This is a genomic window from Variovorax sp. 01N429 (genome assembly GCF_056399425.1).
The window spans coordinates 276,066-301,856 of record NZ_JBFTRG010000007.1 but is presented as its reverse complement, the minus strand read 5'-3'; the positions used below and the strand labels follow the sequence as shown (position 1 = coordinate 301,856).

Sequence of the window (25,791 nt, the reverse complement as noted above, 5' to 3'; positions counted from 1 at the left end):
GTTCGACATGAATGAAATTTCATTGAGAAGGTTTTGAATTAAGCCGGCATTCAGGAAAGTAAATCTGTCCTTAATACTTTTTTAATACTCCAATTGAACGCTGTCGGATGTTTAGATGTATGCCTTTGTCTTACATAAAGAATACAAAAGGCTTTGCATGTGCCCCGAGGCTGACGGGCTTGTAAGAAAAGTCTCACTTTCCGCGATAGTGTTGGATGAGTGTTAAAGATTGTAAATTTTGTGTTTAGACTAGATACCGAACCAAACGGAGTGCAGAGTGGAATTGGAAAATGACAGCGGCGTGAACAATGGCGAAATCTCGAAAGAGATAGGCGACATTAATCTCGCTTATATGCTGCTTGCACAGAAGCTTGCCAAACAAGATCGTGCCGCGGCGATGTACAGATTGGGTGTGGGTCGTGAATTGGCCGATTTGCTGGCAAATATGTCGCTCACGCAGATCGTCAAATTGGCAGCTTCGAATTTTCTGCTTTGCAGTTTTCGGCTCGACGATCACCCCATGTTCGCCGTCTTTGGCGAAGGCAAGGACTCGACCCTGCAGCAGGCGCACATGGCCATCCTGATGGCGGCCCGGCAAATGCAGGCACGCGAAACGGGCGCAATGGCATGACCAAGAAAAGCGTTCTCGGCGAAGTTCGCCAGGTTCAATTGGCAATTGAGCTCATCGAGCTCGGGGCCCGTCTTCAATTCCTGGAGGCGGAAGTCGGGCTCAGTCGCGAGCGCTTGATCAGGCTCTACAAGGAATTGAAGGGTGTTTCGCCGCCCAAGGGCCTTTTGCCGTTTTCAACCGACTGGTACATGACCTGGCTGGCGAATATCCACTCGTCGATGTTCTACAACATGTACCGCTTCATGCTGGTGGAAGCCAATGAAAGCGAACTCCAGGCGTTGATCAAGAGCTATCGGCTCTATATGGAGCAAATCGAGGCGCACGGGGGCGAAGTCGTGCTGGATTTCACACGTGCCTACACGATGGTCCGCTTTTTCGACAGCGACATGCTCCAGTTGAGCGCCTGCAGCCGTTGCGGCGGGCAATTCGTCGCGCATGCGCACGACAACAAGCGCGGCTATGTGTGTGTTCTCTGCCGGCCGCCTTCGCGTGCGGGCAAGGCGCGCGGCCCCAAGCGCATCGACCTCGACCCGGAGGCGCAAGCCGCTTCCGACGCCTCGCTTCCGCCGCTGGCGGAACCCGTCCTGTCTGCCACAGGGGACGCCGCCCGCTGAACAGGTCTGGTCGAAATCCAGGCTTTCAGGCTTTTTGAATTGACGCCTCAGGGCGAAGGGGACTCGTGTGCTCGTGCTGGTTGGATATCTGGTGGTCCTCGGGGCCGTGTTCGGGGGTTACGCCATCATGGGCGGGCATTTTGGCGTCCTGTTCCAGCCGGTCGAGTTGCTGATGATCGGCGGCTCCGCACTCGGTGCCTTCATCGCCGGCAACAACGGCAAAGTCATCAAGGCGACGATGAAGGAACTGCCGCTGCTGCTGCGTACGTCCAAGCACAACCGGCAGCTCTATATGGACCTGCTCGCGCTGCTGTATGAACTGCTCGCCAAGGCACGCAAGGAAGGGATGATGCGGCTGGAGAACGACGTCGAGTCGCCGGCCGAAAGCGAGATCTTCAATCGCTACCCGTCGATCATGGCGGACGCGGGCGTGATGGAGTTCCTCTGCGACTACCTGCGCCTGCTCATCAGCGGCAACACCGACGCTTTCGAAATCGAGGCGCTGATGGACCATGAAATCGAGACCATCCGCCATGAGGCCGAAGTGCCTTCGCACAGCCTTGCGCGCGTGGCCGATGCACTGCCTGCGCTGGGCATCGTCGCGGCAGTGCTGGGCGTTGTGCATGCACTGGGTTCGGCCAACCTGCCGCCTTCGGAGATGGGCGCGCTGATTGCGCACGCGATGGTCGGTACCTTTCTCGGCGTGCTCCTGGCCTATGGCTTCGTGACGCCGCTGGCGACCGTGATCGACCAGAAGGTGGAAGAGGGCATGAAGGTCTACCAGTGCGCCAAGGTCACGCTGCTCGCGAGCCTGAACGGCTACGCACCGCAGTTGGCCGTGGAGTTCGGCCGCAAGGTGCTCTTCTCGACAGAGCGCCCGTCATTCACCGAACTGGACGACCACGTCCGCGAAGTCAAGGCGCGTTGACGTGTCCGCAGACAAGAACCGCATCATCGTCAAGCGGGTTGCCGCGGGCGACGGCGGCGGCCATCACGGCGGCGGCTGGAAGATCGCCTATGCCGACTTCATGACGGCCATGATGGCTTTCTTTCTCGTCATGTGGCTCTTGTCGATCTCGTCGCCCAAGCAGCGCGAGGGCATTGCCGAGCACTTCCGCATGCCATTGAAGGTCGCGCTGGCCGGCGGCGAGAAGAGCAGCCTGAGCACCAGCATGATTCCTGGCGGCGGCGCCGACGTCATGCAGACCGAAGGCGAAGTGAAGCTCTCCGACGCCGAACGCGAGGAGATGGAGGACGCCGCACGGTTGGCCGACATGAAGAAGCGCCTGGATTCGCTCATCGAGAATAGCCCCGTCTTCAAGCAATTCCGCTCGCAGATCCTGATCGACATCACCACGGAGGGCCTTCGCCTGCAGATCGTGGACAGCGACAAGCGCCCCATGTTCGATCTCGCCAGCGCGCGCGTGGTGCCGCACATGCGCGCGATCCTGCGCGAACTCGGCCCGACGCTGAACGACCTGCCGAACAAGATCACGCTGTCGGGACACACCGATGCGATCGTCTACTCCAATGGAGACAAGGCCTACGGCAACTGGGAGCTGTCGGCGGACCGCGCGAACGCGTCGCGGCGCGAGCTCGTCACCGGCGGAATGACCGAAGGCAAGGTCCTGCGCGTGGTCGGCTTGGCCGACAGCATGCATCTGGACAACGCGAACCCGCGCAATCCGATCAACCGACGCATCAGCATCATCCTGCTCAACCGGCAGACGCAGGATCGCATCGAACGCGAGAACAGCGGCGAAGTCGCCACCACCAGGGCCGGCACGTCGCTGTCCGCCGACGCAGGCGGCGACATCGTGAAGTCGTCGTCTCTCAAGCCTTCAGCAGCGACGCAATAACAGCGGAACATCAAGATGGACCTCAGCCAGTTTTCCCAAGCATTCTTTGTCGAAGCCATCGAGCTTCTGGCGCAGATGGAGCAACTGCTCCTCGAAATCGACGTGGCCTCGCCGGACAGCGAGCAGCTCAACGCCATCTTTCGCGCGGCCCATTCGATCAAGGGCGGCGCGGCCACCTTCGGCTTCACTGCGTTGACCGAAACGACGCACCTGCTGGAGAACCTCCTGGACCGGGCACGCCACGGGCAGCTTCGCCTGAGCGGTCCGATGATCGATGCCTTTTTGGAAACGAAGGACGCCTTGCTAGAACAACTCAACGCCTATCAGGCGGGCAAAGAGCCCGAGCCCGCGCGAGTCGCGCAGATCTGCGCGGTGCTTCAGCAACTCGCACTTGAAAACAGCGGCGGGGACAAGCCCGGTGCTGCACCAGTGGCCGCTCCGGCGCCCGCGCCCGTTGCAGCGCCTGCCGCAGCCCCGGGCACGTTGTGCATCCGCCTGTCGGGCCTGTCGGACAGCGAATGCGATCTGCTGGCGGACGAACTGGGCAACCTCGGCAAGGTCGTATCGCGCACGCGCACCAACGATCAGCTGACCGTGATGCTCGAGACCACCTGCGAGCCGGACGACATCATTGCCGTTTGCTGCTTCGTCATCGATGAATCGCAGATCGACATTGCGCGGGGCGCTGCCGCAGAAGCTGCACCGGCTCCAGCATTGCCAGCGGCTGAACCGGCCGTGGCGCAGCCCGCCGAGAGCGCAAAGCCGCAGGCAGCGGCGGTTGCATCACCGGTCGCACAGGCAGCACAGCCGGCGGCGCAGGGCGGCAAGGAATCCAGCTCGATTCGCGTGGACGTCGAGAAGGTCGACCAGCTCATCAACCTCGTCGGCGAGCTCGTCATCACGCAATCGATGCTGACGCAGGCGGCCACCATGCTCGACCCGGTGGCGTACGAGCGCTTCCTGAGCGGCCTCGGCCATCTGGAGCGCAACGCGCGCGACCTGCAGGAATCGGTCATGTCGATTCGCATGATGCCGATGGACTACGTCTTCAGCCGCTTCCCGCGCGTGATCCGCGACGTCAGCGCCAAGCTCGGCAAGCAGGTCCGGCTGGACACCTTCGGCAAGGAGACGGAGCTCGACAAGGGCTTGATCGAACGCATCGTCGACCCGCTCACGCACCTCGTGCGCAACAGCCTCGACCATGGCATCGAGACGCCGGACGTCCGGCTCGCGAAGGGCAAGGACGCGACAGGCCAACTGCTGCTGTCCGCGCAGCATCACGGCGGCAACATCGTGATCGAAGTGAGCGACGACGGCGCCGGGCTCAATCGCGAGAAGATCCTCGCCAAGGCCATTCAACAGGGCCTGCCGGTCAACGAGTCGATGCCCGACGAAGAAGTGTGGCAGCTGATTTTCGCGCCGGGCTTTTCGACGGCCGAGCAGATTACCGACATCTCGGGACGCGGCGTCGGAATGGACGTGGTCAAGCGCAACATCCAGGAGATGGGCGGCCACGTGGAAATCCACTCGCGCGGCGGACACGGCACCACCACGCGCATCGTGCTGCCGCTGACGCTGGCGATCCTCAATGGCATGTCTGTCAAGGTCGGCAACGAAGCCTACATCCTGCCCTTGAGCTACGTCATCGAGTCGCTGCAGCCGCTGCCGGACCATCTGCATTCGATCACGAGCGACGGCCACGTCATCAAGGTGCGCGGCGAATACCTGCCGCTGATCGAACTGCATCGCGTCTTCGACGTCGCCGCAGCGCAGGTGAATCCGACGCAGGGCATTCTCGTCATCGTGCAGGCCGACGACACACGCTTTGCGTTGATGGTCGACGAGCTCCTCGGCCAGCACCAGGTGGTGGTGAAGAACCTGGAGACCAACTACCGCAAGGTCCCCGGTATTTCCGCGGCGACCATTCTTGGCGATGGCAGCGTGGCTTTCATCATCGACGTCGCAGCCATGCCGCGCATCCAGCGCGCGCAGGCCGCGGGGGCCGCGGCACTGGCCGGTGCTTCGAGGATGACGGCGATCGCTGCCTGATCCTTTCCATGCATTGCCCCGGCCATCCTGTTGAGACGGGGTGCTTGATTCAAGTTTCTGACGGAGACCCCCGCAATGCGCTTTGACTTTTTCCGCCGCCCGGTATCGACGGATGGCACGATTGTTCCCGGGGCCGCGCCGGGCCAGACTGATGAGAACGCCGGCCGGAGTGTCGAAGACGCGCTGCTGTCATCCGAGTCCAACGGCTACATCAGCTATGCGCTGCAGCTCGACGCACAAATGCGCGTCAAGGGCTACCGCTTCGGCTGGCGTGCCGTCGGCGACGATTCGGCTTTGCCGGATGCTTCGGCCCAGTTCAGGGCGCTCCTGTCGTGCATCTCCAAACACCTCGTCGCTGCCAACGGTGGCTGGCGGCTTGGGCAGCTTGTCGCGTTTCTGGACGTGACGGTCGACGCGCTCTTTCTCAACGAGTTGCAGAGCCTCCCATCCGGCAACGTGGTCCTCTGCATGGGAATGGAAGACATGGCGGATGCGGACACGCGTTCGATGCTGCTCTTCCTGCGTGAGCAGGGCTTCAGCTTCATGCTGAGGGGCGCCAAGGCGCTGCCGAGCGAGCCTGAGTTACTGGAGATCGTCACGCACCTGGACGTCGGCGAGGGCGATCCGGAGCTGATCGCGCAAATCCGGCTCAACGAAGAGCCCGGCCGCCCGCCCATGCAGTTGATCGCAACTCGCATGAAGGCTTGGAGCGACTTCGAGGCACTGGCCGGTCGGCGCGTGGATGTCTTCGTCGACGGAACACAGGGCCGTCCGCTGGTGGAGCTCACCGGCGACTCGCTGCAGCCCGAATCAGTGCTCATCGTGCGGCTGATGCACATGCTCCAGCGCAACGAGAACGTGCGCTCCATCGAATCGGCTCTGAAGCGCGATGCGGCACTGACCTACCGCCTGCTGCGCCACATCAACTCACCGGCCATCGGAGCGGGCGTGGAGATCACCTCCTTGCGCCATGCGGTGGCCATGCTGGGCTATTCGCCGCTTTTTCGGTGGCTGTCGATACTGCTTGCCACCAGCAACAGGGCGAGCTCGCCGTTCATGATGAAGCAGGCGATCTTGCGCGGACGCTTCGTCGAGCTGATGGGGCAGGGCATGCTGCCTCCGAGCGAATCCGACAACCTGTTCGTCGTTGGGATGCTCTCGCTCATCGATCAACTGCTGGGCATTCCGATGGCGGAAGTGCTCGCCAAGGTGCAACTCGCCGATTCGGTGCAACAGGCGATCCTCGAGCGCAAGGGCGTCTATGCGCCGTTTCTTGCGCTGGTGGAGGCCTGCGAGACCGACGGCGCGGAAGCCGCGCGCCGCGCAGAAGCGCTCTTCGTGAGTGCCGGCCAGGTGAACGCGGTTCATCTTGCCGCGATGGTCTGGTCGCACGAGGCCAGCGCACTCGACCGCACGGACTGAGCCCGCCGCATGTTGCGATATGCGCCGCAAATGCCCCCTTGATCGACCCATTGCGACGAGAGCCTGCTATGTACATTGAAAGCCATGCACAGACATCGGCCGTGAACACTGAATTCCATTTCACCGACAGCGACTTCTCGAAGATCAGGACGCTCATTCATCGTCGCGCGGGCATCGCGCTCGGCGAGCAGAAGCGGCAGATGGTCTACAGCCGGCTTTCGCGCCGGCTTCGGGAACTGCAGCTCTCGGGCTTCTCGTCATACCTCGACCTGCTTGAATCTCGTCAGGACGGCGAGGAGTGGCAGTCGTTCATCAATTCGCTGACGACCAATCTGACCTCGTTCTTTCGTGAGGCCCATCACTTTCCGGTGTTGGCCGAGCATGCGTGCAAGCTGCAGCAGCCGATCACCATCTGGTGCTCGGCCGCGTCGACCGGCGAGGAGCCCTATTCGATTGCCATCACCCTGATTGAGGCGCTCGGGGAGCGCGCGGCTTCGGCGAAGGTGATCGCGACGGACATCGACACGGCGGTGCTTGCCAAGGCGGCGGCCGGCGTCTTCACGAGCGAGCAGGTCGCACGGCTCTCGCCGGAACGTCTGCGACGCTTCTTCAACAAGGGCACGGGCTCCAACGCCGGCAAGGTGCGCATCCGCCCCGAGGTGGCCGCCATGGTGAAGTTCTCGCGGCTCAACCTGCTCGACCCGTCGTGGTCGGTCAAGGACCCGGTGGACGCGATCTTCTGCCGCAACGTGATGATCTATTTCGACAAGCCGACGCAGAAGAAGGTGCTGGACCGCTTCGCGCCGTTGCTGAAGCCCGGCGGCCTGCTGTTTGCCGGCCATTCGGAAAACGCTTCGCTTGTGAACCAGACCTTCAAGCCGCTGGGCCACACGGTGTACGAACTCGCGCGAGGCGGGGCCAAGGTGTCCCCATGACCGCCGTGCCGGGCGCGGTCGCGACCCACCACTACTTCGATCGCGACGTCGGCGAGATGGCAGTGAAGCTGTTGCCTTCGKAGTACTACGTGACGACGACCGATACGGTGCTGACGACGGTGCTGGGCTCGTGCGTGGCGGCGTGCATTGTGGACATCGACAACGGAGTGGCGGGCATGAACCACTTCATGCTGCCCGAGGAAGGCGATTCGACCGCGCGCGACCAGACCGAATCCATGCGCTACGGCGCCTATGCGATGGACGTGCTCATTCGCGAGCTGATCCGCTCGGGTGCGCGCCGCGATCGCCTGCAGGCCAAGGTGTTCGGCGGCGCGGCGGTGCTCGCGAACATGACCACGCTCAACATCGGCGATCGCAATGCGGACTTCGTGCTGCGCTACCTGAACGCCGAGCGAATCAGCGTCGCCGCACAGGATCTGCGGGGGCAGCACGCGCGACGCGTGTGCTTCATGCCGGCCAGTGGAAAGGCCGTGGTGCGAAAGCTCCGCGCAAGCGCCGATGTGCAGTTGATTCAAAAAGAAGAGGGCGAGCTTTTTCGCAAGCTGGCCGCGCCTCGCCCAGGCCTCAGCCCTTACAAGTCCAACAATTCCGCGGCTGAGACGATGTCCGTGGCCAAGAACAAAGGCAACTGGTGAGCGCGAACAAGATCAAGGTGCTGTGCGTCGACGATTCGGCGCTGATACGCAGCGTGATGACCGAAATCATCAACAGCCAGCCCGATATGGTGGTGGTTGGCACCGCGGCCGATCCGCTGGTGGCGCGCGACCTCATCAAGGTCACGAACCCCGACGTGCTGACACTCGACGTCGAGATGCCGCGCATGGACGGGCTCGAGTTCCTCGACAAGCTCATGCGCCTGCGCCCGATGCCGGTCGTGATGGTGTCTTCGTTGACCGAACGCGGCTCGGAGATCGCGCTGCGTGCCTTGGAGCTCGGTGCCATCGACTTCGTCACCAAGCCGAGGCTCGGCGTGCGCGATGGCCTGCTCAACTACACGGAGCTGATCACCGGCAAGATCCGTACTGCCTTCAGCGCGCGCCTGCTGCCTTCACGCCATGGTGGACCGGCTAGGTCGACGGGCGATGCTCCGCCGGAAGCGCTGCTGCGCAGCCCTCTGCTGAGTACCGAAAAGCTCATCATCATCGGCGCGTCGACCGGTGGCACCGAAGCCATTCGCGAGGTGCTGCAGCCATTGCCGCCGGATTGTCCGGCGGTGCTCATCGCGCAACACATGCCGGCGGGATTCACGCGCTCTTTTGCGCAGCGCCTGGACGGGCTCTGCCGCATCACCGTCAAGGAGGCCGAGCACGGCGAGCGTGTGCTGCCTGGCTATGCCTACATCGCGCCTGGCGCATTCCATCTCTCCTTGGGCCGCAGCGGCGCGAACTACGTTGCGCATCTCGATCAGGAGCCGCCGGTGAACCGCCATCGTCCCTCCATCGACGTGCTGTTCGACTCGGCGGCCAAGCACGCCGGCAAGAACGCCATCGGGATGATCCTCACCGGCATGGGCAGGGACGGCGCCGAAGGCTTGCTGCGCATGAAACGGGCCGGAGCCTACACGCTGGCGCAGGACGAGGCGAGCTGCGTCGTCTTCGGCATGCCGAAGGAGGCGATTGCATTGGGTGCGGCTGATGAAGTCGCACCACTGGGAGAAATGAGCCGGCGCGTGCTGGCGCATTTGCGCACTTTCGGTGCGCGTACGAATCGGGTTTGAAACGAACTGTTGGAGTGAGAGAAATCGTGATCGACAAGAGCATCAAAATTTTGGTTGTGGATGACTTCCCCACCATGCGGCGCATCGTGCGCAATCTTCTGAAAGAACTCGACTTCCTCAATGTCGACGAAGCGGAAGACGGCGCCGCCGGCATCGAGAAGCTGCGCGGCGGCAATTTCGGTTTCGTGGTGTCGGACTGGAACATGCCGAACATGGACGGCCTCACGATGCTGCAGACCATTCGTGCCGACCCCGAGTTGGGCAAGCTTCCCGTGCTGATGGTGACCGCCGAAGCCAAGAAGGAAAACATCGTCGCTGCGGCCCAGGCCGGTGCAAACGGCTATGTGGTCAAGCCATTCACGGCCGCAACGCTCGAAGAGAAGATCACCAAGATCTTCGAGAAATTGAACAAGTAAGGGGGCAAGCCATGAACCCAAACCCCTCCGAACGAGAACAGGGGAACACCGCCGAGCAACTGCTGGGCCGCATCGGGCAGTTGACGCGCCAGTTGCGCGAAGGCATGCGCGAGCTGGGCCTGGACAAGCAGGTGGAAAAGGCCGCCCAGGCCATCCCCGGCGCAAGGGACCGGCTCAACTATGTCGCCGAGACCACGGAGCGCGCGGCGCACCGGGCGCTCAATGCCATCGACGTGGCGCAGCCGCTCCAGGAAGGCCTCGCGAGCGATGCGAAAGGATTGAGCAAACGCTGGGACGAATGGTTTGCGAACCCGATCGAGCTGGACCACGCGCGCGAACTGGTGATGGACACGCGCGGCTACCTGCTGGACGTGCCGCAGAAGGCGAGCGCGATCAACTCCCAGCTGATGGAAATCCTCATGGCGCAGGATTTCCAGGATCTGACCGGCCAGGTCATCAAGAAGATGATGGAAGTGGTCAACGAGGTCGAGACGCAACTGCTGCAGGTGCTGATCGACAACTCGCCCGCCGAGAAGCGACAGGAAATCAGCAGCAACAACCTGATGAACGGGCCGCAGATCGTGCCGGGGAATCCCGACGCGGTGACGGACCAGTCGCAGGTCGACGACCTGCTGGAAAGCCTCGGCTTCTGATCACTTGATTCGCAGAGAAGGAGGGCGATAGCACGCTTGATCGGGCGATTGTTCGGGGCCCACGAATCGAATAATCAGCCATGGCTGAGGAAAGCGATCTCGAAAAAACCGAACCGGCTTCTGCGCGGCGCCTGGAGAAGGCGCGCGAAGAAGGCAACGTGGCCCGCTCGCGGGAACTGACCACGTTCGTGATGCTGGGCACGGCCATCGCAGGCCTGTGGTTCTCGGCAGCGTCCCTCGGCGGCACCATGGACGCTGCGCTCCGCAAGGGCTTGCACTTCGAACGCGACGCGGTGTTCGATCCGTCGCAGATGATGCTGCGTACCGGAGCGATGGCACTGCAGACGTTGCTGGCCCTCGCCCCTCTTTTCGCGATGATGGTAGTGGCCGCCGTCGTCGCACCGATGCTGCTTGGCGGTTGGCTGTTCTCGGGCAAGGCGGTCTCGCCCAACTTCGGCAAGCTCAATCCCTTGGCCGGCGTGGCGCGCATGTTCTCCACGCAATCGCTGGTGGAGCTGACCAAGGCACTGGCCAAGTCGATGCTGATCGGCGGCGTGGCGTACCTGGTCATCTCACGCAACATTGCCGGGGTGATCCAGCTGACGGCGCTTCCGGCCAGCGCCGCGCTGCCGCAAACCATGATGTTCGTCGGACGCAACTGCGCGTTGATTGCAGGCGCACTGCTTCTGGTTGCGCTGATCGACGTGCCCTGGCAGCTGTGGACCTACTACCGCAAGCTGCGCATGTCGCGCGAAGACCTTCGCCAGGAGCACAAGGAAAGCGAAGGCGACCCGCACATCAAGGCGCAGATCCGCCGCCAGCAACAGGCGGTTGCCCGGCGCCGGATGATGTCCGAAGTGCCCAAGGCGGACATCATCGTGACGAACCCCACGCACTTTGCCGTGGCACTGAAATACGTCGACAGCGACATGCGCGCCCCTCGCGTGGTGGCCAAGGGCACCGATCAGGTGGCCCTGCGCATCCGTGAGATCGCTGCAGCCAACAAGGTTGCGATCCTCGAAGCGCCGCCTCTTACGCGGGCGCTCTACAAGCACACCAAGCTGGGCGACGAGATCCCGTCGGGCCTCTATACGGCCGTGGCCGAGGTGCTCGCATGGGTCTACCAGCTCAAGCGCTGGAAGGACGAAGGCGGCGAAGCGCCGCGAACGCCGCGCGACCTGCCGATCCCTGAATCACTCGAATACACCGTGAAGGCCGCATGAACTCGATGGCAAACCTGATGCGTCTGCCGACGCAAATGTTCTCCGGCAGCCAATTCAAGGGGCTGGCCGGGCCGATCCTCATCATCATGATCCTGAGCATGATGGTGCTGCCGCTGCCGGCCTTCCTGCTGGACCTGCTGTTCACCTTCAACATCGCGATGTCCGTGATGGTGCTGCTGGTGAGCATGTACACCATGAAGGCGCTGGACTTCGCTGCCTTTCCGGCGGTGCTGCTCTTTTCCACGCTGCTGCGGCTGTCGCTCAACGTGGCGTCGACCCGCGTGGTGCTGATGCACGGGCACACCGGGCCCGACGCGGCAGGCAAGGTGATCGAGGCCTTCGGGCACTTCCTGGTCGGCGGCAACTTCGCTGTGGGCGTGATGGTGTTCATCATCCTGGTGCTTATCAACTTCATGGTGATCACCAAGGGTGCGGGCCGCATCGCGGAAGTCGGCGCGCGCTTCATGCTGGATGCGATGCCGGGCAAGCAGATGGCGATCGACGCCGACCTGAATGCCGGCCTGATCGGCGAAGACGTCGCACGCAAGCGCCGTACCGAAGTCGCGCAGGAAGCGGACTTCTATGGCTCGATGGACGGTGCGAGCAAGTTCGTGCGTGGCGATGCGGTTGCCGGCTTGTTGATCATGGTCATCAACATCATCGGCGGGCTCGTCGTTGGCGTCGTGCAGCATGGCCTCGACTTTTCGACGGCCGGAACGACCTACACGCTGCTCGCGATCGGGGACGGCCTGGTCGCGCAGATTCCGGCACTGGTGATTTCGACCGCGGCCGGCGTGATCGTGTCGCGCGTTGCGACGGACGAGGACGTGGGCCGGCAACTGACGGGCCAGCTCTTCTCGAACCCGCAAGTGCTGTTTCTGACCGCCGGGATCATCGGCCTGATGGGCATGATCCCGGGCATGCCGAACCTGGCCTTCCTGCTGATCGCGGGCGGCCTGGCCTGGACCGGCCGGCGTGTGTTCCTCCGCAAGCCGGTCGTCACCGCGGAGCAGACGGCTGCGGCGCAGGCTGCGGTGATGCCGTCGCCCGAAGCGGCGGAGGCCACCTGGGACGACGTCGCGTTGGTCGATCCGCTGGGCATGGAAGTCGGCTATCGCCTGATCCCGCTGGTGGACCAGTCGCAGCAAGGCGAACTGCTCGGCCGCATCAAGAGTATCCGCAAGAAGATTGCGCAGGAGATCGGCTTCCTCGTTCCGGTGGTCCACATTCGGGACAACCTGGAGATCAAGCCGAACAGCTACGTCATCAGCCTCAAGGGTGTGGAGATCGGGCGCGGCGAGGCTTTCCCCAACCAGTGGATGGCGATCAACCCCGGTCAGGTCACCGGCACCTTGACGGGAACCGTGACGCAGGACCCGGCCTTCGGGCTGCCGGCAGTGTGGATCGACGGCAACCTGCGCCAGCAAGCACAGATCTACGGCTACACGGTGGTCGATGCCTGTACGGTGATGGCGACGCACCTGAACCACCTGATCCAGACGCATGCTGCCGAACTGCTCGGCCGCCAGGAAGTTCAGCAACTGATCGACCAGATCGCCAAGACGGCGCCCAAGCTCACCGAGGACCTCGTGCCGAAGGTCGTCTCGCTGAGCACGCTGCACAAGGTGCTGCAGAACCTGCTCGACGAGGAAGTCTCGATCCGCGACATGCGCACCATCCTCGACGTGATGGCCGAGCACGCGCCGGCCGTGAAGGACGCGACCGAACTCACGACGCTGGCGCGCCTCGCGCTGGGCCGCGCGATCGTGCAGCACCTGTTCCCCGGCGACACGGAATTGCAGGTCATCGGGCTCGACGGTTCGCTCGACGGCGTGCTGCAGCAGGCGATGGCCAGCAGCAGCGGCATCGAGCCCGGACTCGCCGACAACCTGCTGCGCCAGACACAGGCAGCCATCGCACGACAGGAGCAGATGGGCCTTGCACCGGTGCTCGTCGTTCAGCACGGCTTGCGCGTCCTGCTTTCCCGTTTCCTGCGCCGCAGCCTGCCGCAACTCAAGGTGCTCTCCCATGCGGAGATCCCTGACGCTCGCAACATCAAAGTCACCGCCACCATTGGAGGAAGAGGTTGAGTATTTCTACAGACGTGCGGGCCACGGCCCGCAAATTCGTTGCCACGACCAGTCGTGAAGCACTGCGCCTGGTGCGCGAAGCCCTCGGCGCCGAGGCCATCGTGTTGAGCAATCGGGCGCTGCCCGACGGCGTCGAGATCGTGGCGATGGTCGAAGGCGACGTTACGCAGGCGCTCCGAAGCGCAGTGCCGATGGTGTCCGCGAAGGCCGCTGAGCCGATTGCTTCGCCGACGCCGCCGACGCCGCTGGCGCCGGTTGCGCCGATGGCGCCGGTCCGGCCAACTGTGCCGCCGGTTGCAGTGGCGGCAAAGGCCGAGCCAGAGGCCGCGCCTGTTCACACCGACGTTGTTCTCAACGAACTGCATTCCATGCGCGGCATGCTCGAAGAGCAACTCGCAAGCGTCGTGTGGAACGACAAGCAGCGGCAGGATCCCGTGCGTGGCCGCCTGCTGCGAACGCTGCTCGGTGCCGGCTTCAGCGCGCGCCTGTCGAAGGCCATGCTGGAAAAGCTGCCCACAGGCCAGACCTACGCGCAAGGCATGGCCTTCGCCCGGGCCGAGTTGATTCGCGCCGTGCCCGTGTTTGAAGATGAAGATGCCCTGCTGGCGCAAGGCGGGGTGTATGCGCTGATGGGACCCACTGGTGTCGGCAAGACCACCACGACCGCCAAGCTGGCCGCGCGCTGCGTGATGCGCTTCGGCGCCGACAAGCTGGCGCTGGTGACCACCGACAGCTATCGCATCGGCGCCTACGAGCAATTGCGCATCTACGGACAAATCCTCAACGTGCCGGTATACGGCGTGAAGGACGCCGCCGATCTGCACCTCGTGCTGCAGGACCTGCGCGACAAGCACATGGTGCTCATCGACACCGTCGGCATGAGCCAGCGCGACCGTGCGGTCTCGGATCAGATCGCGATGCTGTGCAACAGCCATCGGCCCGTCAAGCGGCTGCTGCTCTTGAATGCAACGAGCCACGGCGACACGCTCAATGAAGTCGTACACGCCTATCGCCATGGCGGTGGCAACGAGCTGGCCGGCTGCATCTTCACCAAGGTCGACGAGGCCACGCATCCGGGTGCGCTCATCGACACCGTGATCCGCCACCGGCTCCCGGTGCACTACATCTCCAGCGGCCAGAAGGTGCCGGAGAATCTGATGCAGGCCGATCGCGCACAGTTGGTGGACAGTGTGTTCCAGCCTCGCCGGCATAACCCGCTCTTCGTGCCCGCGGAGATCGACATGCAGGACGAGCCTTCGGGCGCGGCGCCTTCGGCGCAAGTCGTCCAGGCACGCGCGGAAGCCGACCGGCTTCGCACGCAATACCAGAACCTCATCCGCGCCATGGCACACGACGCGCAGGAGCTCGCAACGGCTGCCGGTGCGCTCGCGGGCGCGCCGATCGGCTTCGAGGCAGCACGCCGCCTCTGGCGCAATGCGGGTGACGAAGGCGTCGTCCAGAAGACAGTGCTGCAGGACCTCATGACCCACGCTCGCGGCGAGATCGCGGGCGGTTGCGACCAGCATGTGTTGGCGCTGAGCGGACAAGTCGGCCTGCGTTCGAACGAAGGCGGCGATGCCTATGAATGCCAGGGCAGCCTTCTGATGTCGGACCGCACCGGCCAACCGCTTTCCGCGCCCAACCAGTGGCTGTCGACAGCGGCTGTGGGTGGCGGCGCCGATGCGCGACGCAAGCCCGGCGCGCGACAGGTGCAATGGCTCCGGCAGCAGGATTTCGGCAAAGCGCTCGTGCATGCGCTGCCGCGTCTGCCCGCCTTCGAGTTCATGGCTGAATGGCAGGCGCAAGGGCAGAAGTGGTTTGCGCGCGCGCCGGGCTCGACGGGCGTGATCGATCCGCAGAACGGCGCATCGAGCAAGCTGTCGCGCCTCGAATATGCATTCGGTGAGGCGAGGGTGGTGATGTTCCGCGGCAAGGCGGCGATGCAGTGCGAAGCCCATGTCGAAGTGCAACTTCGCGGCATCCCTGACCAATGCACTGTGCCGACGTTGCGCTGCGTGGTGACGCGCGTGACCGATGCGCGGGGCAACAAGATCATCGCGCAGACGTATCTGCTGTCGAACATCGGCATGCATGTATCGGCCCGGCAGCTCGCGCAGTGGCAGTCATGGGCTGCTGAAGCGGAGCCGTGCTTCCGGCTGATCCGCCAGGGCGTGCAACTCGTCGGCGGCATCGGTGAACTGGGTGACCCCGACATGATGAAGCGGCTGTTGATCGCCGGACAAGTCGGCACGACCGTCTGGCGTCTGCTGCATGCAGACGGCGAGTGGGCCGAGCGCACGCGAATGCTGCTCAACCAGTTGACGGGGCGTCCTGTGCGGTCGAGCCGGCCTTTGACCGGAAACGCGCTGTATGTCGGCGTGAGCAAGCTCTTCCTGTTGCTGGAGGCGCTCGGGACCGAATCGACCGCGCCTACGCAGCAGCCGAAGCCGATGGAGAAGCAAGATTGAGGAGCGCTGTATGACCAAGCTGGTGACCGACCAGGCGGACGGACTGCGCCGCCTCCTGTCGCACACGCCCACGCGGGTGATTGCCCTTGCGGGCATGCGCCGCGGCGACGGTGCGACGACCGCCGCCATGAACCTGGGTGCGGCCCTCGTGCATCAGGGGAAGGACGTCCTGCTGCTTGACGAGCATCATCCCGCCGCCGATTCCGCGGCCGCGCTGTGGGCGGTCGAGCCGCCCGGCGTGCTCGCCGACGTGGCCGATCGCCGCTTGACGTGCGCTGGTGCGGCAGCCCGCGCCGGTTGCGGTGTCGACGTGCTGCCAGCGCCGATCGGCATGGTGCATGCGAAAGCGGATGTGCGTTCGCTGTGCCGCGGTGGCGTCGTCCTGATCGATGCCGCGCTCGATGCCGAGGGGCGGTTGTCAGTGCTCGCGCAGGGTGCGGACGAACTGGTGCTCGTGCTGCAACCCAATGCCGCTTCGGTGACCACCGCGTACTCGGGCATCAAGAGGCTGCACTACGCACACGGATTGAAGCAGTTGCGCTTCCTGGTAAACAAGGCTTCGAACGCCGAAGAGGCGCACACGGTCATGGGCAACCTCGCCAACACCGGCAGCCGCTACCTCGCTGTCTCGCTGGAGCCCGCCGGCTGGGTTCGCGCAGATGCACACCTTGCGGACGCACGGCGATTGAGCCAGACGATGGTGGAGGCCTTTCCGGCCAGCCCCGTCGCGGTGGACTTCCGCCGCGTCGCCAGCGACATGGGCCAATGGCCGTGGCGCATGCCCGCGCAAGCCACGCGCGAACGCCGCATTGCAACTTCGACTGCTGGTGCGACCCGCGCGTCGCGCGCAGTCGCCGCCTGAACAGCAAACCTGAACATCGGAACAAGGACCGGACGTGTACACCGCTCAGGGAACCATCGAGAAGTCCCATCTTCTGGAGCAGCATCAGCCGCTCGTGCGGCGCATCGCACTGCAGATGATCGCCAAGCTGCCCGCCAGCGTCGAACTCGACGACCTCATTCAGGCCGGCATGATCGGCCTGCTCGATGCATCGTCGCGCTATCAGGACAACAAGGGCGCGCAGTTCGAGACCTTCGTCAGCCAGCGCATCCGCGGCGCGATGCTCGACGAACTGCGCGCCAGCGACTGGGGGTCGAGAGGCTTGCGCCAATCGGCGCGCGGCGTCGAGAAGGCCATCCAGAAGCTGGAGCACCGCCTTGGACGCTCCCCGACTGAAGGCGAGATCGCCAAGGAGCTGAAGATGGACCTGGAGGGCTATCAGTCGCTGCTGCAGGAGATCCAGGGTTGCCAATTGCTCTACGTCGAAGATTTTGCGAAGGGAGACGCGGAGAATCCGTTCCTCGATTTGCACGCGCAGGATGCACGCCGGGGCCAGCGCGACAGCGACGATCCGCTGGAGCAGCTGCTGGAAAGCGGATTTCGGCATCAGCTCGTCGATGCCATCTCGGCCCTGCCAGAGCGCGACCAGTTGCTGCTGAATCTCTACTACGAGGAAGAACTCAACCTGCGCGAGATCGGCGCGATCCTCGAGGTGAGCCAGAGTCGCGTCTGCCAACTGCACAGCCAGGCGATCAGTCGCCTGAGAGCTCGGCTCAAGGAGCTGCTCTGAAGGGGTGCGCTATGTGCGCGAGGGGGACGGAGCCCTGAGGCCTGCGAACTCCGTTCTCGGAAATTCTTCTTCTTGCAGGGATGACTGCGCGGGCCGCTCGCCTGGCAGCCCGGAGAATTCCGTTCGAGCGAATAGCTCGGGAGCGTGGAGCGCGGCATCACTGGCGCTTGGTGCTGCCGATGCGTGCGACGGCGCCTCGAGGAAGTTTGGCGGTGCAACGCTGACAGGTGTCGCAGCCTGCCGCATCCGGGCGTTCTCCCGAAGGCGCGCGAGCTCTGCGCGCAGATCATCCATTTGCCGCATTCCGGAGGCGGGCGTTGTCGGCGCGGGCGGCGCTTCGACTGCGGGAGCCTCGAACAGAGTGGCCAGGTCCGGCTCGAGCGGTGTTTCCTCGATGACCGTGATTCCTGCATCGGGCGCTTGCTCCTCGCCATGCGCCTGCTCGGGCTCGCGTGGGGCAGGACGGTGCTCGCTAGGACCTTGCACAGCGGCACGCAATGCAGCCAGCCTGGCCGCGAGCTCCGCCTCCTCATCGTCATTGTCGTCATTGACCTGATCGTCAACTTCGCGGCGCTGACGGGGGACGATCGGCGCGCGCACTGACTCGCGCTTGGCTTCCGGGATCGGAGTGGAGGGAGCATCCGGCAACAGCCGACGAAGCGCTGCCAACTTGCTGAAGCTGAGCATCGCCAGGAACACCGACGCGGTCGCGCCGACAAAGCTGAAGCCGCCCAATAAAGGCGCCCAGCCGACGCAGGCGATGCCGAAAGCGAGAGAGACGAGTCCGAGGATGGCGAAGCGATAGCCGACGCGGTTGTTGTTCATGGAGTTCCAAGCGTTTCAACCGGATTCTCCGAACGGCGAGTGGTTTTCGCTCGCGGGGCGCTGGATTTAGTACTGAAGTATGCCTATTACTTCACGTAGGCGCGGGGGAAAGAGGCGCAGGTTTCAATGCTGAGAGGTGGTCGGGCCGGTCAACAAGCCGGCGACGGGTACAAGCGCGGCCCTGAACGTTCATGGGGCTGCCGAGCCACGAGCAACTGAACACGAACTGGGTCCCGTCACCGGCCAATGCTCAGGACGAAGTCGAAGGTTGGCCAACGGCTGCCTCCTTTTTGGTCCGTAGCCAGTGCTCATAGTCGGCAAGGTACTCCGCAAATGCGCTGCGATCGACTTCAGCGAGTGCTTTGAACATGCGTCGTTGTTCATCGACGCTGGGGAGTGCCTTCAATATGTCTGCGAAGCTGCTGCCGAGAGTATTTCGAACCTCTTCTGACAGGTCCGCTTCAGAGTACGTATATAGCGGTGTATTCAGCCATTTTTCAATCTCTTCCCTCGGATAGGCGAGTGGAACAAGGTGACGATCCAGGATTCGAACAAGAGGTGGATCGTTGTCTTCTCTTTTTCCGAACTGCTCTACGTATTGCGGAAATCTTGAAAGAGCCCCCGAGTAGTTGAAACTCAGCGGCTCCTGTGTTGCTCCAGGTTGTCCGCTTTGCAGGAAGAAGATCCAGGAGCGAGTGCAACGGACTGCTTCCGTCAGCTCCGCACGGATTACCAGCACCGCGGTGAACTCGGTGGGTTCGAGCTTGTCGGAGAAATACGATGTCTGCGCAAGTGTGCGGGTCACTGCCGCTTCGAAGTCTTCGAGCCACCTAATCGCCTCCTTTCGATATTTATCGAATTGATCGATCTGCTGTTTGACCACGGCTCGGGAAAACTTTAGATCCTCCAACTTCGCGATGTCCCATTCGATCGCTTTAGCGTGGGATTTGTGCGCGATCGCAAGCAGAGTGGGGGCGAAGGCGTTGTCTCGTTCCATCGCTTGAAAATTGATCCAGCTCATCAGCAACGGCCTGGCAAGGGCGCGGAAGTCTTCCAACAGCACCGAAAGCGTGACTTGACGAAGGTCTCGCAGCTTGTTTCGGCGTCGGCGTTCGATCAAAGTCGCGGTAAGCGGCGCCACGATAAGGACGCTGACGACGCCCGAAACAAGGCTTGATCCAAACACAAGCTTCAAGAGACTCCAGGTGTCTTCGAGCATGCTGCGTCCTCCGTCCTAGTCGCAGACTGTAGACGATCCGGTTGCCATTCGCTATTGACGCAGGTGTGGTCGCCGGGTTCTGAATTCAAGTTCATGGCGCCAGCAGCCGCCAGACATCGGCGCATCCCCGAGTGCGGAACCAGAGGCCTTTCGCCACTGTGTTCCATAGGCAGGCCCGAAGCTCGTCTTCCAAGACCTCGAGTTGCAGAGCTTTCTGCATCGGCTTGTGTCCCATGCGTTGGAGAAAAGATGCGAGGCGCCCATGCCGCTTGAACTTGCCTGCAGTTGCCTAAGGAAGACCAAAAACAAAAAAAGTCCGCTATCGATTTGATAGCGGACTTTTTTACCTGCGATTGGTGCCGGAGAGATGAATCGAACACCCGACCTTCTCATTACGAATGAGCTGCTCTACCGACTGAGCTACACCGGCTAAGCTCGCGATTATAGCGTCTCGTGATAGCCAGTCACTCGCTCGACTTCATTCTTTGACCCCAACACAACAGCAACGCGTTCGTGCAGTTTCGAAGGCTCCAGATCGAGGATGCGTGTGCGCCCGTTGGTGGCCGCGCCGCCTGCCTGCTCGACGAGCCAGCTCATCGGATTGGCCTCGTACATCAAGCGCAGCTTGCCTGCCTTTTCAGGCTCGCGCTTGTCCCACGGGTACATGAAGATGCCGCCGCGCATCAGGATGCGATGCACGTCGGTCACCATGCTGGCGATCCAGCGCATGTTGAAGTCCTTGCCGCGCGGGCCTTCCTTGCCGGCGAGGCATTCGTCGATGTAGCGCTTCACCGGGGCGTCCCAGTGGCGCATGTTGCTCATGTTGATCGCGAATTCCTTGGTGTCGGCCGGGATCTGGATGTCTTCCTGCGTGAGCATGAAGGAGCCTTGCTCGCGATCGAGCGTGAACATCGCGACGCCCGCGCCGACTGTCAGCACCAGCGTGGTCTGCGGGCCGTAGATGCAGTAGCCCGCAGCAACCTGTTTGCTGCCCGCCTGGAGGAAATCGCTTTCCTGAACACCGGGCGTGTCGTCCGCCTTCTTGAGCACGCTGAAGATGGTGCCGATGCTCACGTTCACATCGATGTTGCTCGATCCGTCGAGGGGATCGAAGAGGAGCAAGTATTCGCCTTGCGGATAGCGGTTGGGCACGACGTAGATGCTGTCCATCTCCTCGCTCGCCATCGCGGCGAGATGGCCGCCCCATTCGTTGGCTTCGATGAGCACTTCGTTGGCGATGATGTCGAGCTTCTTCTGTACTTCGCCTTGCACGTTCTCGCTGCCGGCCGAGCCGAGTACGCCGCCGAGCGCGCCTTTGTTGACGGCTTGGCTGATGCTCTTGCAGGCGCGGGCGACCACTTCGAGAAGCAGGCGCAACTGGCCGGGGATCAACCCGTCGGCGCGCTGTTGTTCGACGAGGTAGCGTGTGAGTGAAATCTTGTGTTGAGCCATGTAGGGAGGTCCTTGATCGGTCAGGCGGCCAATGCGCGTGTGACGACTTCGTGAGTGTCCTTGCTGAGGTCGGGGCGGGCGGCGACGCGGGCGATGGCTTCGCGTGCGGCGCTGCGGTAGGGTTCGGCGAGCTTGCTCCAGCGGTCGAGCGCGCGCGCGAGACGTGCGGCCACTTGCGGGTTGATGGCGTCGAGTTCAATCACGCGGTCGCTCCAGAACACATAGCCCGCGGCGTCTGGACGGTGCAGGCCGCCGGGGTTGCCGCTGCAGTAGCTGAAGATCACGCTGCGTGCGCGATTCGGGTTCTTGATGGAGAAGTCCGGGTGCTTCATCAGTTGCTTGACCAGCGGCAGGATGTCGCCGCCGCGGTCGGGTGCACCTGCTTGCAGCGAGAACCACTTGTCGATCACCAGCGCTTCATCCTTGAAGATCTCGTGGAAACGCGCCAATGCCTGTGCAGCGAGCGCATGGCCGGAGGAGACCAGCGCGTTCAGGGCGTTGAATCGATCGGTCATGTTGCCCGCGTCCTTGAACCGCTGAAGCGTCTTGCCGGGCCACACGGTGTCGCCGGATGCACGCGCGGCAAGGCACAGGTGCGTGAGCGCGATGCCCGCCAAGGCGCGGCGGCCAGACGAAACCGGGTCTGCCGTATAGGCGCCGGTGTCGCGGTTCTGCTCGTAGACCTGTTCCCAGTCGGCGAAGAGTGCGGTGGCGATTTGCGCCCGCATGGCTTCGCGCACTGCGTGCACGCGCTGGGGGTCGACCACCTCGAGCTGTTCGGCGATATAGGTCTCCGACGGCAGCGTCAGGACGAGTTCCTTGAAGGCCGCATCGAGCTGGGGATGGCGCAGCACACTGCGCATCGCGTCGATGAACGCGTCGTTCAGCGGCAGTTCGCCCGGACTTGCCGGCGACGCAATGGCTCGCAGAGCGGCACGCAGGGCCAGGCGCTGTCCGGCTTCCCAGCGGTTGAACGGATCGGGATCGTTGGCGAGCAGCGTCAGCAGCTGCGCGTCGGCGTAGTCGTAGTCGAGGATCACCGGTGCGCTGAACCCGCGCAGGATCGAAGGCACCGGCTCCGCGTCGACATTGACGAAAGTGATTTGCTCGCCGGCACGCGTGAGCACGAGGGTGCGCGTGCCTTGCGTCGCCTCGGCTTCGCCTTCGAGTTGCAGCGGCAGTTCGCGCCCGTCGGCACTCAGCAAGCCGATGTTCACCGGAATCACGAATGGGTCCTTGACAGGCTGGCCCGGTGTGGGCGGGCAGCTTTGAACAAAGCTCAGCGTGTAGCTGCGGCTGGCTGCGTCATAGACGCCGTGTGCGGCGACGCGCGGCGTGCCTGCCTGGCTGTACCAGCGCTTGAACTGGGGCAGCAGGCGCGCCAGATCGGACTCGGGATTCGCATCGGCGATGGCTTGCGCGAAGTCGTCGCAAGTCACGGCCTGGCCGTCGTGGCGTTCGAAATAGAGCGTGATTCCGCGCTCGAAACCCTTGCGGCCGACCAGCGTCTGCATCATGCGAACGACCTCGGCACCCTTCTCGTAGATGGTGACGGTGTAGAAGTTGCTGATCTCGATATAGCTGTCGGGCCGCACGGGGTGCGCCATCGGGCCGGCGTCTTCGGGAAACTGCGCGGTGCGCAGGACCCGCACATCCTCGATGCGCTTGACCGCGCGAGCCGACGCATCGGCGCACAGGTCCTGGCTGAACTCCTGGTCGCGGAAGACGGTGAGGCCCTCCTTGAGCGACAACTGGAACCAGTCGCGGCAAGTCACGCGGTCGCCGCTCCAGTTGTGGAAGTATTCGTGCCCGACGACGCTTTCGATGTTGCTGTAGTCGGCATCGGTCGCGGTGGCCTGGTTGGCGAGAACGTACTTCGTGTTGAAGATGTTCAGGCCCTTGTTCTCCATCGCACCCATGTTGAAGTCGCAGGTCGCGACGATCATGAAGCGGTCGAGGTCCAGCGGCAGGCCGAAGCGGGCTTCGTCCCACATCACCGAATTGATGAGTGAATTCATTGCGTGCTCGGTCTTGTCGAGGTCGCCCGCGCGAACATAGACCTGCAGCAGATGCTCCTTGCCATTGCGCGCCTTGATGCGCTGCTCGCGCGCCACCAGCTTGCCAGCGACCAGCGCGAAGAGGTAGCTCGGCTTGCGGAAGGGATCGACCCATTTCGCGAAGTGGCGGCCTTCGGGCAGTTCGCCTTGCTCGACGAGATTGCCATTGGACAGCAGCACCGGGTAGGCGGCCTTGGCGGCGCGCAGTGTCACGGTATAGCTCGCCATCACATCCGGGCGGTCCAGGAAATAAGTGATGCGGCGGAAGCCCTCGGCTTCGCATTGCGTGAAGAAGGTGTCCTCGCTGACGAAGAGGCCCATGAGCTTGGTGTTCTTGCTCGGGCAGCAGGTGGTGAAGATCTCCAACTCGAAGCTTTCTGGCAGGTTGTCGATCACCAGCTGATCGCCCTCCATGCGAAAGGACGCACCTTGGCCGTCGACCAGCACGCGGGCGAGATTGAGCTCGTCGCCATCGAGGCGCAACGGCTCCGGCGCCATGTCCGGATTGCGGCGCAGCCGCATGCGGTTGAGCACTCGCGTCTTGGCGGGGTCCAGGTCGAAGGTGAGATCGACCGTATCGATCCAGTAGGCAGGCGCGCTGTAGTCCTCGCGGCGAATCGCCACGGGCTGGCCTTGGGCATCACGCAACAGCATCGAATGTCTCCAGAAAGTTTGAGTTTGCGAGTTCGTTGTAGTCACGCACGGCCGCAATCACGTGCGGCCCCGCGAGTTCGGAGGCGCTATGGGTGGTGCAGACCGCCACGGCCATCATGCCGCCACGGCGGGCGGCCTCAATGCCGAAGGGGGCGTCTTCGAAGACGACGCAGCGCTCAGGAGCGACGCCGATGCGGCGCGCCGCTTCGAGAAAGATGGCTGGCTCGGGTTTTCCCGGAAACCCTTCGTCTCCGCCAACAATGGCCAGGGGAGCCCGCTCCAGGCGGAGATTCGACATCGTGAAGGCGATGTTGTGCTTGTCCCCGGCGGTGCCAACAGCGATCTTGAGGCCTCGTGCTGCCGCTGCGCTTGCGAAAGCCCGAAAACCGTCGACCTCGCGAAATGCCGCACCGAACAGCTCGCGGTAGATCGATTCCTTGGCGTGCGTGATCTCAGCGCTTTCTGCCGGCGTGACTTCGCGGCCCATGAGCTCGCAGGCGCATTCGAACGCCGTACGGCCGGTGGTGCGCCGCATGAAATGAGGCACGTCGATATCGAGGCCGTTGCGGCGCCCGTACTCGACCCAGGCCTTGGCGTGCCAGGGCATGGAGTCGATCATGGTGCCGTCCATGTCGAAGATCAGGGCTTCGGGCTTTTCCATCGCGCCCTGCATCAGACGCCTTGCTTCAACGAGGCTTCGATGAAAGCATCGAGGTCGCCATCCAGCACCTTTTGCGTGGCCGAGATTTCGACGTTGGTGCGAAGGTCCTTGATGCGGCTGTTGTCCAGCACGTAGCTGCGGATCTGATGACCCCAGCCCACGTCGGTCTTGCTGTCCTCGAGTTTTTGCTGCTCTTCCTGGCGCTTGCGCATCTCGTGGTCATACAGGCGCGAGCGCAGGCGTTTCCAGGCGACGTCACGGTTGCTGTGCTGGCTTCGGCCGTCCTGGCACTGCACGACGATGCCCGTCGGAATGTGCGTGAGCCGCACGGCAGAGTCAGTCTTGTTGATGTGCTGGCCGCCAGCGCCGCTGGCGCGGAAGGTGTCGGTGCGCACGTCCGCCGGGTTGATCTCGATCTCGATGGAATCGTCGATTTCCGGGTAGACGAAGATGCTCGCAAAGCTGGTGTGCCGCCCGCCCGAGGAGTCGAAGGGCGACTTGCGCACCAGCCGGTGCACGCCTGTTTCGGTACGCAGCAAGCCGAAAGCGTAGTCACCTTCGACCTTGATAGTTGCGCCCTTGATGCCGGCGGTATCGCCCGGCGTCTCGTCTTCGATCTGGGTCTTGAAACCCTTGCGCTCGGCGTACTTGAGGTACTGGCGCAGCAGCATGCTGGCCCAATCGCAAGCTTCGGTACCGCCGGCGCCAGCCTGGATATCGACGAATGCGTTCAGCGGATCTGCCGGGTTGTTGAACATCCGGCGGAATTCGAGCTGCTTGATGTCCGCTTCGAGCTTGGCGGCGTCATCGGCGATGGCTTGCAGGCCATCCATGTCGCCTTCGTCCTTCGACATTTCGAAGAGCTCGGTGTTGTCCGACAGGCCACTGGTGAGGCGGTCGAGCGTGACGACCACGTCGTCGAGCGACTTCTTTTCCTTGCCCAGCTCCTGGGCCTTCTTGGGATCGTTCCAGACGTTGGGATCTTCGAGCGATGCGTTGACCGTCCTCAGGCGTTCGGCTTTGGCATCGTAGTCAAAGATACCTCCGTAAATCGACGGTCCGGGCGGTCAGGTCCGCGAGGGTTGCGCCGATTTGGTTGATTTGCTCTGCATCCATGGGGTGTCCTGACTGTGTTCGGGGAAAACCGGGCATTTTCTCATGCCCGCCATGGCCGGGTCCGGGGGAGGGCGGCCT

General features: G+C 63.1%; 22 protein-coding genes and 1 tRNA gene. 16 read left to right on the top strand and 7 right to left on the bottom strand.

Annotated features, from left to right (window positions below; all coding sequences use genetic code 11):
• The first annotated feature begins 277 nt into the window (after positions 1 to 277).
• The 16 genes from flhD (at position 278) to AC1DSF_RS15405 (ending at position 17,729) form a co-directional block, all read left to right on the top strand.
• Positions 278 to 631 (top strand): flagellar transcriptional regulator FlhD, encoded by a 354-nt coding sequence (gene flhD, locus AC1DSF_RS15480; RefSeq protein ID WP_478145729.1) that lies wholly within the window; start codon positions 278 to 280, stop codon positions 629 to 631.
• Complete coding sequence (flhC, locus tag AC1DSF_RS15475) at positions 628 to 1,245, top strand: flagellar transcriptional regulator FlhC (RefSeq protein WP_478127053.1); 618 nt, start codon at positions 628 to 630, stop codon at positions 1,243 to 1,245. Before flhD ends, flhC begins: the two co-directional genes overlap by 4 nt.
• Positions 1,246 to 1,312: 67 nt before the next feature.
• On the top strand, positions 1,313 to 2,173 hold the full coding sequence (gene motA / locus AC1DSF_RS15470; protein WP_478127052.1) for a flagellar motor stator protein MotA: 861 nt from the start codon (positions 1,313 to 1,315) through the stop codon (positions 2,171 to 2,173).
• Position 2,174: 1 nt separating this feature from the next.
• Positions 2,175 to 3,104, top strand: coding sequence for a flagellar motor protein MotB (gene motB / locus AC1DSF_RS15465; RefSeq protein ID WP_478183071.1), 930 nt, complete (start codon positions 2,175 to 2,177; stop codon positions 3,102 to 3,104).
• Between the two features lie 15 nt (positions 3,105 to 3,119).
• On the top strand, positions 3,120 to 5,153 hold the full coding sequence (cheA, locus tag AC1DSF_RS15460; RefSeq protein WP_478183070.1) for a chemotaxis protein CheA: 2,034 nt from the start codon (positions 3,120 to 3,122) through the stop codon (positions 5,151 to 5,153).
• A 75-nt stretch (positions 5,154 to 5,228) separates the two neighbouring features.
• Positions 5,229 to 6,575 (top strand): EAL and HDOD domain-containing protein, encoded by a 1,347-nt coding sequence (locus AC1DSF_RS15455; protein WP_478183069.1) that lies wholly within the window; start codon positions 5,229 to 5,231, stop codon positions 6,573 to 6,575.
• Positions 6,576 to 6,643: 68 nt separating this feature from the next.
• Positions 6,644 to 7,510: a CheR family methyltransferase gene (locus AC1DSF_RS15450; protein WP_478183068.1), complete on the top strand. Its 867-nt coding sequence runs from the start codon at positions 6,644 to 6,646 to the stop codon at positions 7,508 to 7,510.
• Positions 7,507 to 8,166: a chemoreceptor glutamine deamidase CheD gene (gene cheD, locus AC1DSF_RS15445; RefSeq protein ID WP_478183067.1), complete on the top strand. Its 660-nt coding sequence runs from the start codon at positions 7,507 to 7,509 to the stop codon at positions 8,164 to 8,166. Before AC1DSF_RS15450 ends, cheD begins: the two co-directional genes overlap by 4 nt.
• Positions 8,167 to 8,222: 56 nt before the next feature.
• A complete protein-coding gene (locus tag AC1DSF_RS15440) occupies positions 8,223 to 9,248 on the top strand; it encodes a protein-glutamate methylesterase/protein-glutamine glutaminase (protein ID WP_478183087.1) in 1,026 nt (341 codons plus the stop codon).
• 29 nt (positions 9,249 to 9,277) lie between these two features.
• Positions 9,278 to 9,664, top strand: a complete 387-nt coding sequence (gene cheY / locus AC1DSF_RS15435) for a chemotaxis response regulator CheY (RefSeq protein WP_478127093.1) — start codon at positions 9,278 to 9,280, stop codon at positions 9,662 to 9,664.
• Between the two features lie 11 nt (positions 9,665 to 9,675).
• The gene (gene cheZ / locus AC1DSF_RS15430) at positions 9,676 to 10,317 is read left to right on the top strand and encodes a protein phosphatase CheZ (RefSeq protein WP_478183066.1); all 642 of its coding nucleotides are present in this window, start codon (positions 9,676 to 9,678) and stop codon (positions 10,315 to 10,317) included.
• Positions 10,318 to 10,397: 80 nt separating this feature from the next.
• On the top strand, positions 10,398 to 11,540 hold the full coding sequence (gene flhB, locus AC1DSF_RS15425) for a flagellar biosynthesis protein FlhB (RefSeq protein WP_478183065.1): 1,143 nt from the start codon (positions 10,398 to 10,400) through the stop codon (positions 11,538 to 11,540).
• A complete protein-coding gene (gene flhA, locus AC1DSF_RS15420) occupies positions 11,537 to 13,630 on the top strand; it encodes a flagellar biosynthesis protein FlhA (RefSeq protein WP_478183064.1) in 2,094 nt (697 codons plus the stop codon). Before flhB ends, flhA begins: the two co-directional genes overlap by 4 nt.
• A complete protein-coding gene (gene flhF / locus AC1DSF_RS15415) occupies positions 13,627 to 16,098 on the top strand; it encodes a flagellar biosynthesis protein FlhF (protein WP_478183063.1) in 2,472 nt (823 codons plus the stop codon). Before flhA ends, flhF begins: the two co-directional genes overlap by 4 nt.
• 10 nt (positions 16,099 to 16,108) lie before the next feature.
• Entirely contained in the window at positions 16,109 to 16,960 is an 852-nt protein-coding gene (locus AC1DSF_RS15410) for a MinD/ParA family ATP-binding protein (protein WP_478183062.1), read from the top strand.
• A 34-nt stretch (positions 16,961 to 16,994) separates the two neighbouring features.
• The gene (locus tag AC1DSF_RS15405) at positions 16,995 to 17,729 is read left to right on the top strand and encodes an RNA polymerase sigma factor FliA (protein WP_478127041.1); all 735 of its coding nucleotides are present in this window, start codon (positions 16,995 to 16,997) and stop codon (positions 17,727 to 17,729) included.
• A gap of 9 nt (positions 17,730 to 17,738) precedes the next feature.
• On the opposite strand, the gene AC1DSF_RS15400 is transcribed toward AC1DSF_RS15405, so the two are convergent.
• The 7 genes from AC1DSF_RS15400 to prfB all read right to left on the bottom strand — a co-directional run bounded on the left by AC1DSF_RS15400 (position 17,739) and on the right by prfB (position 25,713).
• Complete coding sequence (locus tag AC1DSF_RS15400; protein ID WP_478183061.1) at positions 17,739 to 18,554, bottom strand: hypothetical protein; 816 nt, start codon at positions 18,552 to 18,554, stop codon at positions 17,739 to 17,741.
• A gap of 250 nt (positions 18,555 to 18,804) precedes the next feature.
• Complete coding sequence (locus AC1DSF_RS15395) at positions 18,805 to 19,773, bottom strand: hypothetical protein (RefSeq protein WP_478127039.1); 969 nt, start codon at positions 19,771 to 19,773, stop codon at positions 18,805 to 18,807.
• Between the two features lie 354 nt (positions 19,774 to 20,127).
• Positions 20,128 to 20,203: transfer RNA gene (locus AC1DSF_RS15390), tRNA-Thr, on the bottom strand.
• Positions 20,204 to 20,214: 11 nt separating this feature from the next.
• Positions 20,215 to 21,225 carry a class 1 fructose-bisphosphatase gene (locus AC1DSF_RS15385; protein WP_478127038.1) on the bottom strand — a complete coding sequence of 337 codons (1,011 nt, stop codon included), beginning with the start codon at positions 21,223 to 21,225 and terminating at the stop codon, positions 20,215 to 20,217.
• Between the two features lie 20 nt (positions 21,226 to 21,245).
• On the bottom strand, positions 21,246 to 23,936 hold the full coding sequence (gene pepN / locus AC1DSF_RS15380; RefSeq protein ID WP_478127037.1) for an aminopeptidase N: 2,691 nt from the start codon (positions 23,934 to 23,936) through the stop codon (positions 21,246 to 21,248).
• Positions 23,923 to 24,597, bottom strand: a complete 675-nt coding sequence (locus AC1DSF_RS15375) for an HAD family hydrolase (RefSeq protein WP_478127036.1) — start codon at positions 24,595 to 24,597, stop codon at positions 23,923 to 23,925. The genes pepN and AC1DSF_RS15375 overlap by 14 nt, the downstream gene beginning before the upstream one ends.
• A gap of 11 nt (positions 24,598 to 24,608) precedes the next feature.
• Positions 24,609 to 25,713, bottom strand: a protein-coding gene (gene prfB / locus AC1DSF_RS15370) for a peptide chain release factor 2 (protein WP_478127035.1) whose coding sequence is annotated in 2 segments (ribosomal slippage) — positions 24,609 to 25,631 and positions 25,633 to 25,713 — 1,104 coding nt in all. Because the reading frame shifts where the segments join, the coding sequence is not laid out codon by codon here.
• Positions 25,714 to 25,791: the final 78 nt, after the last annotated feature.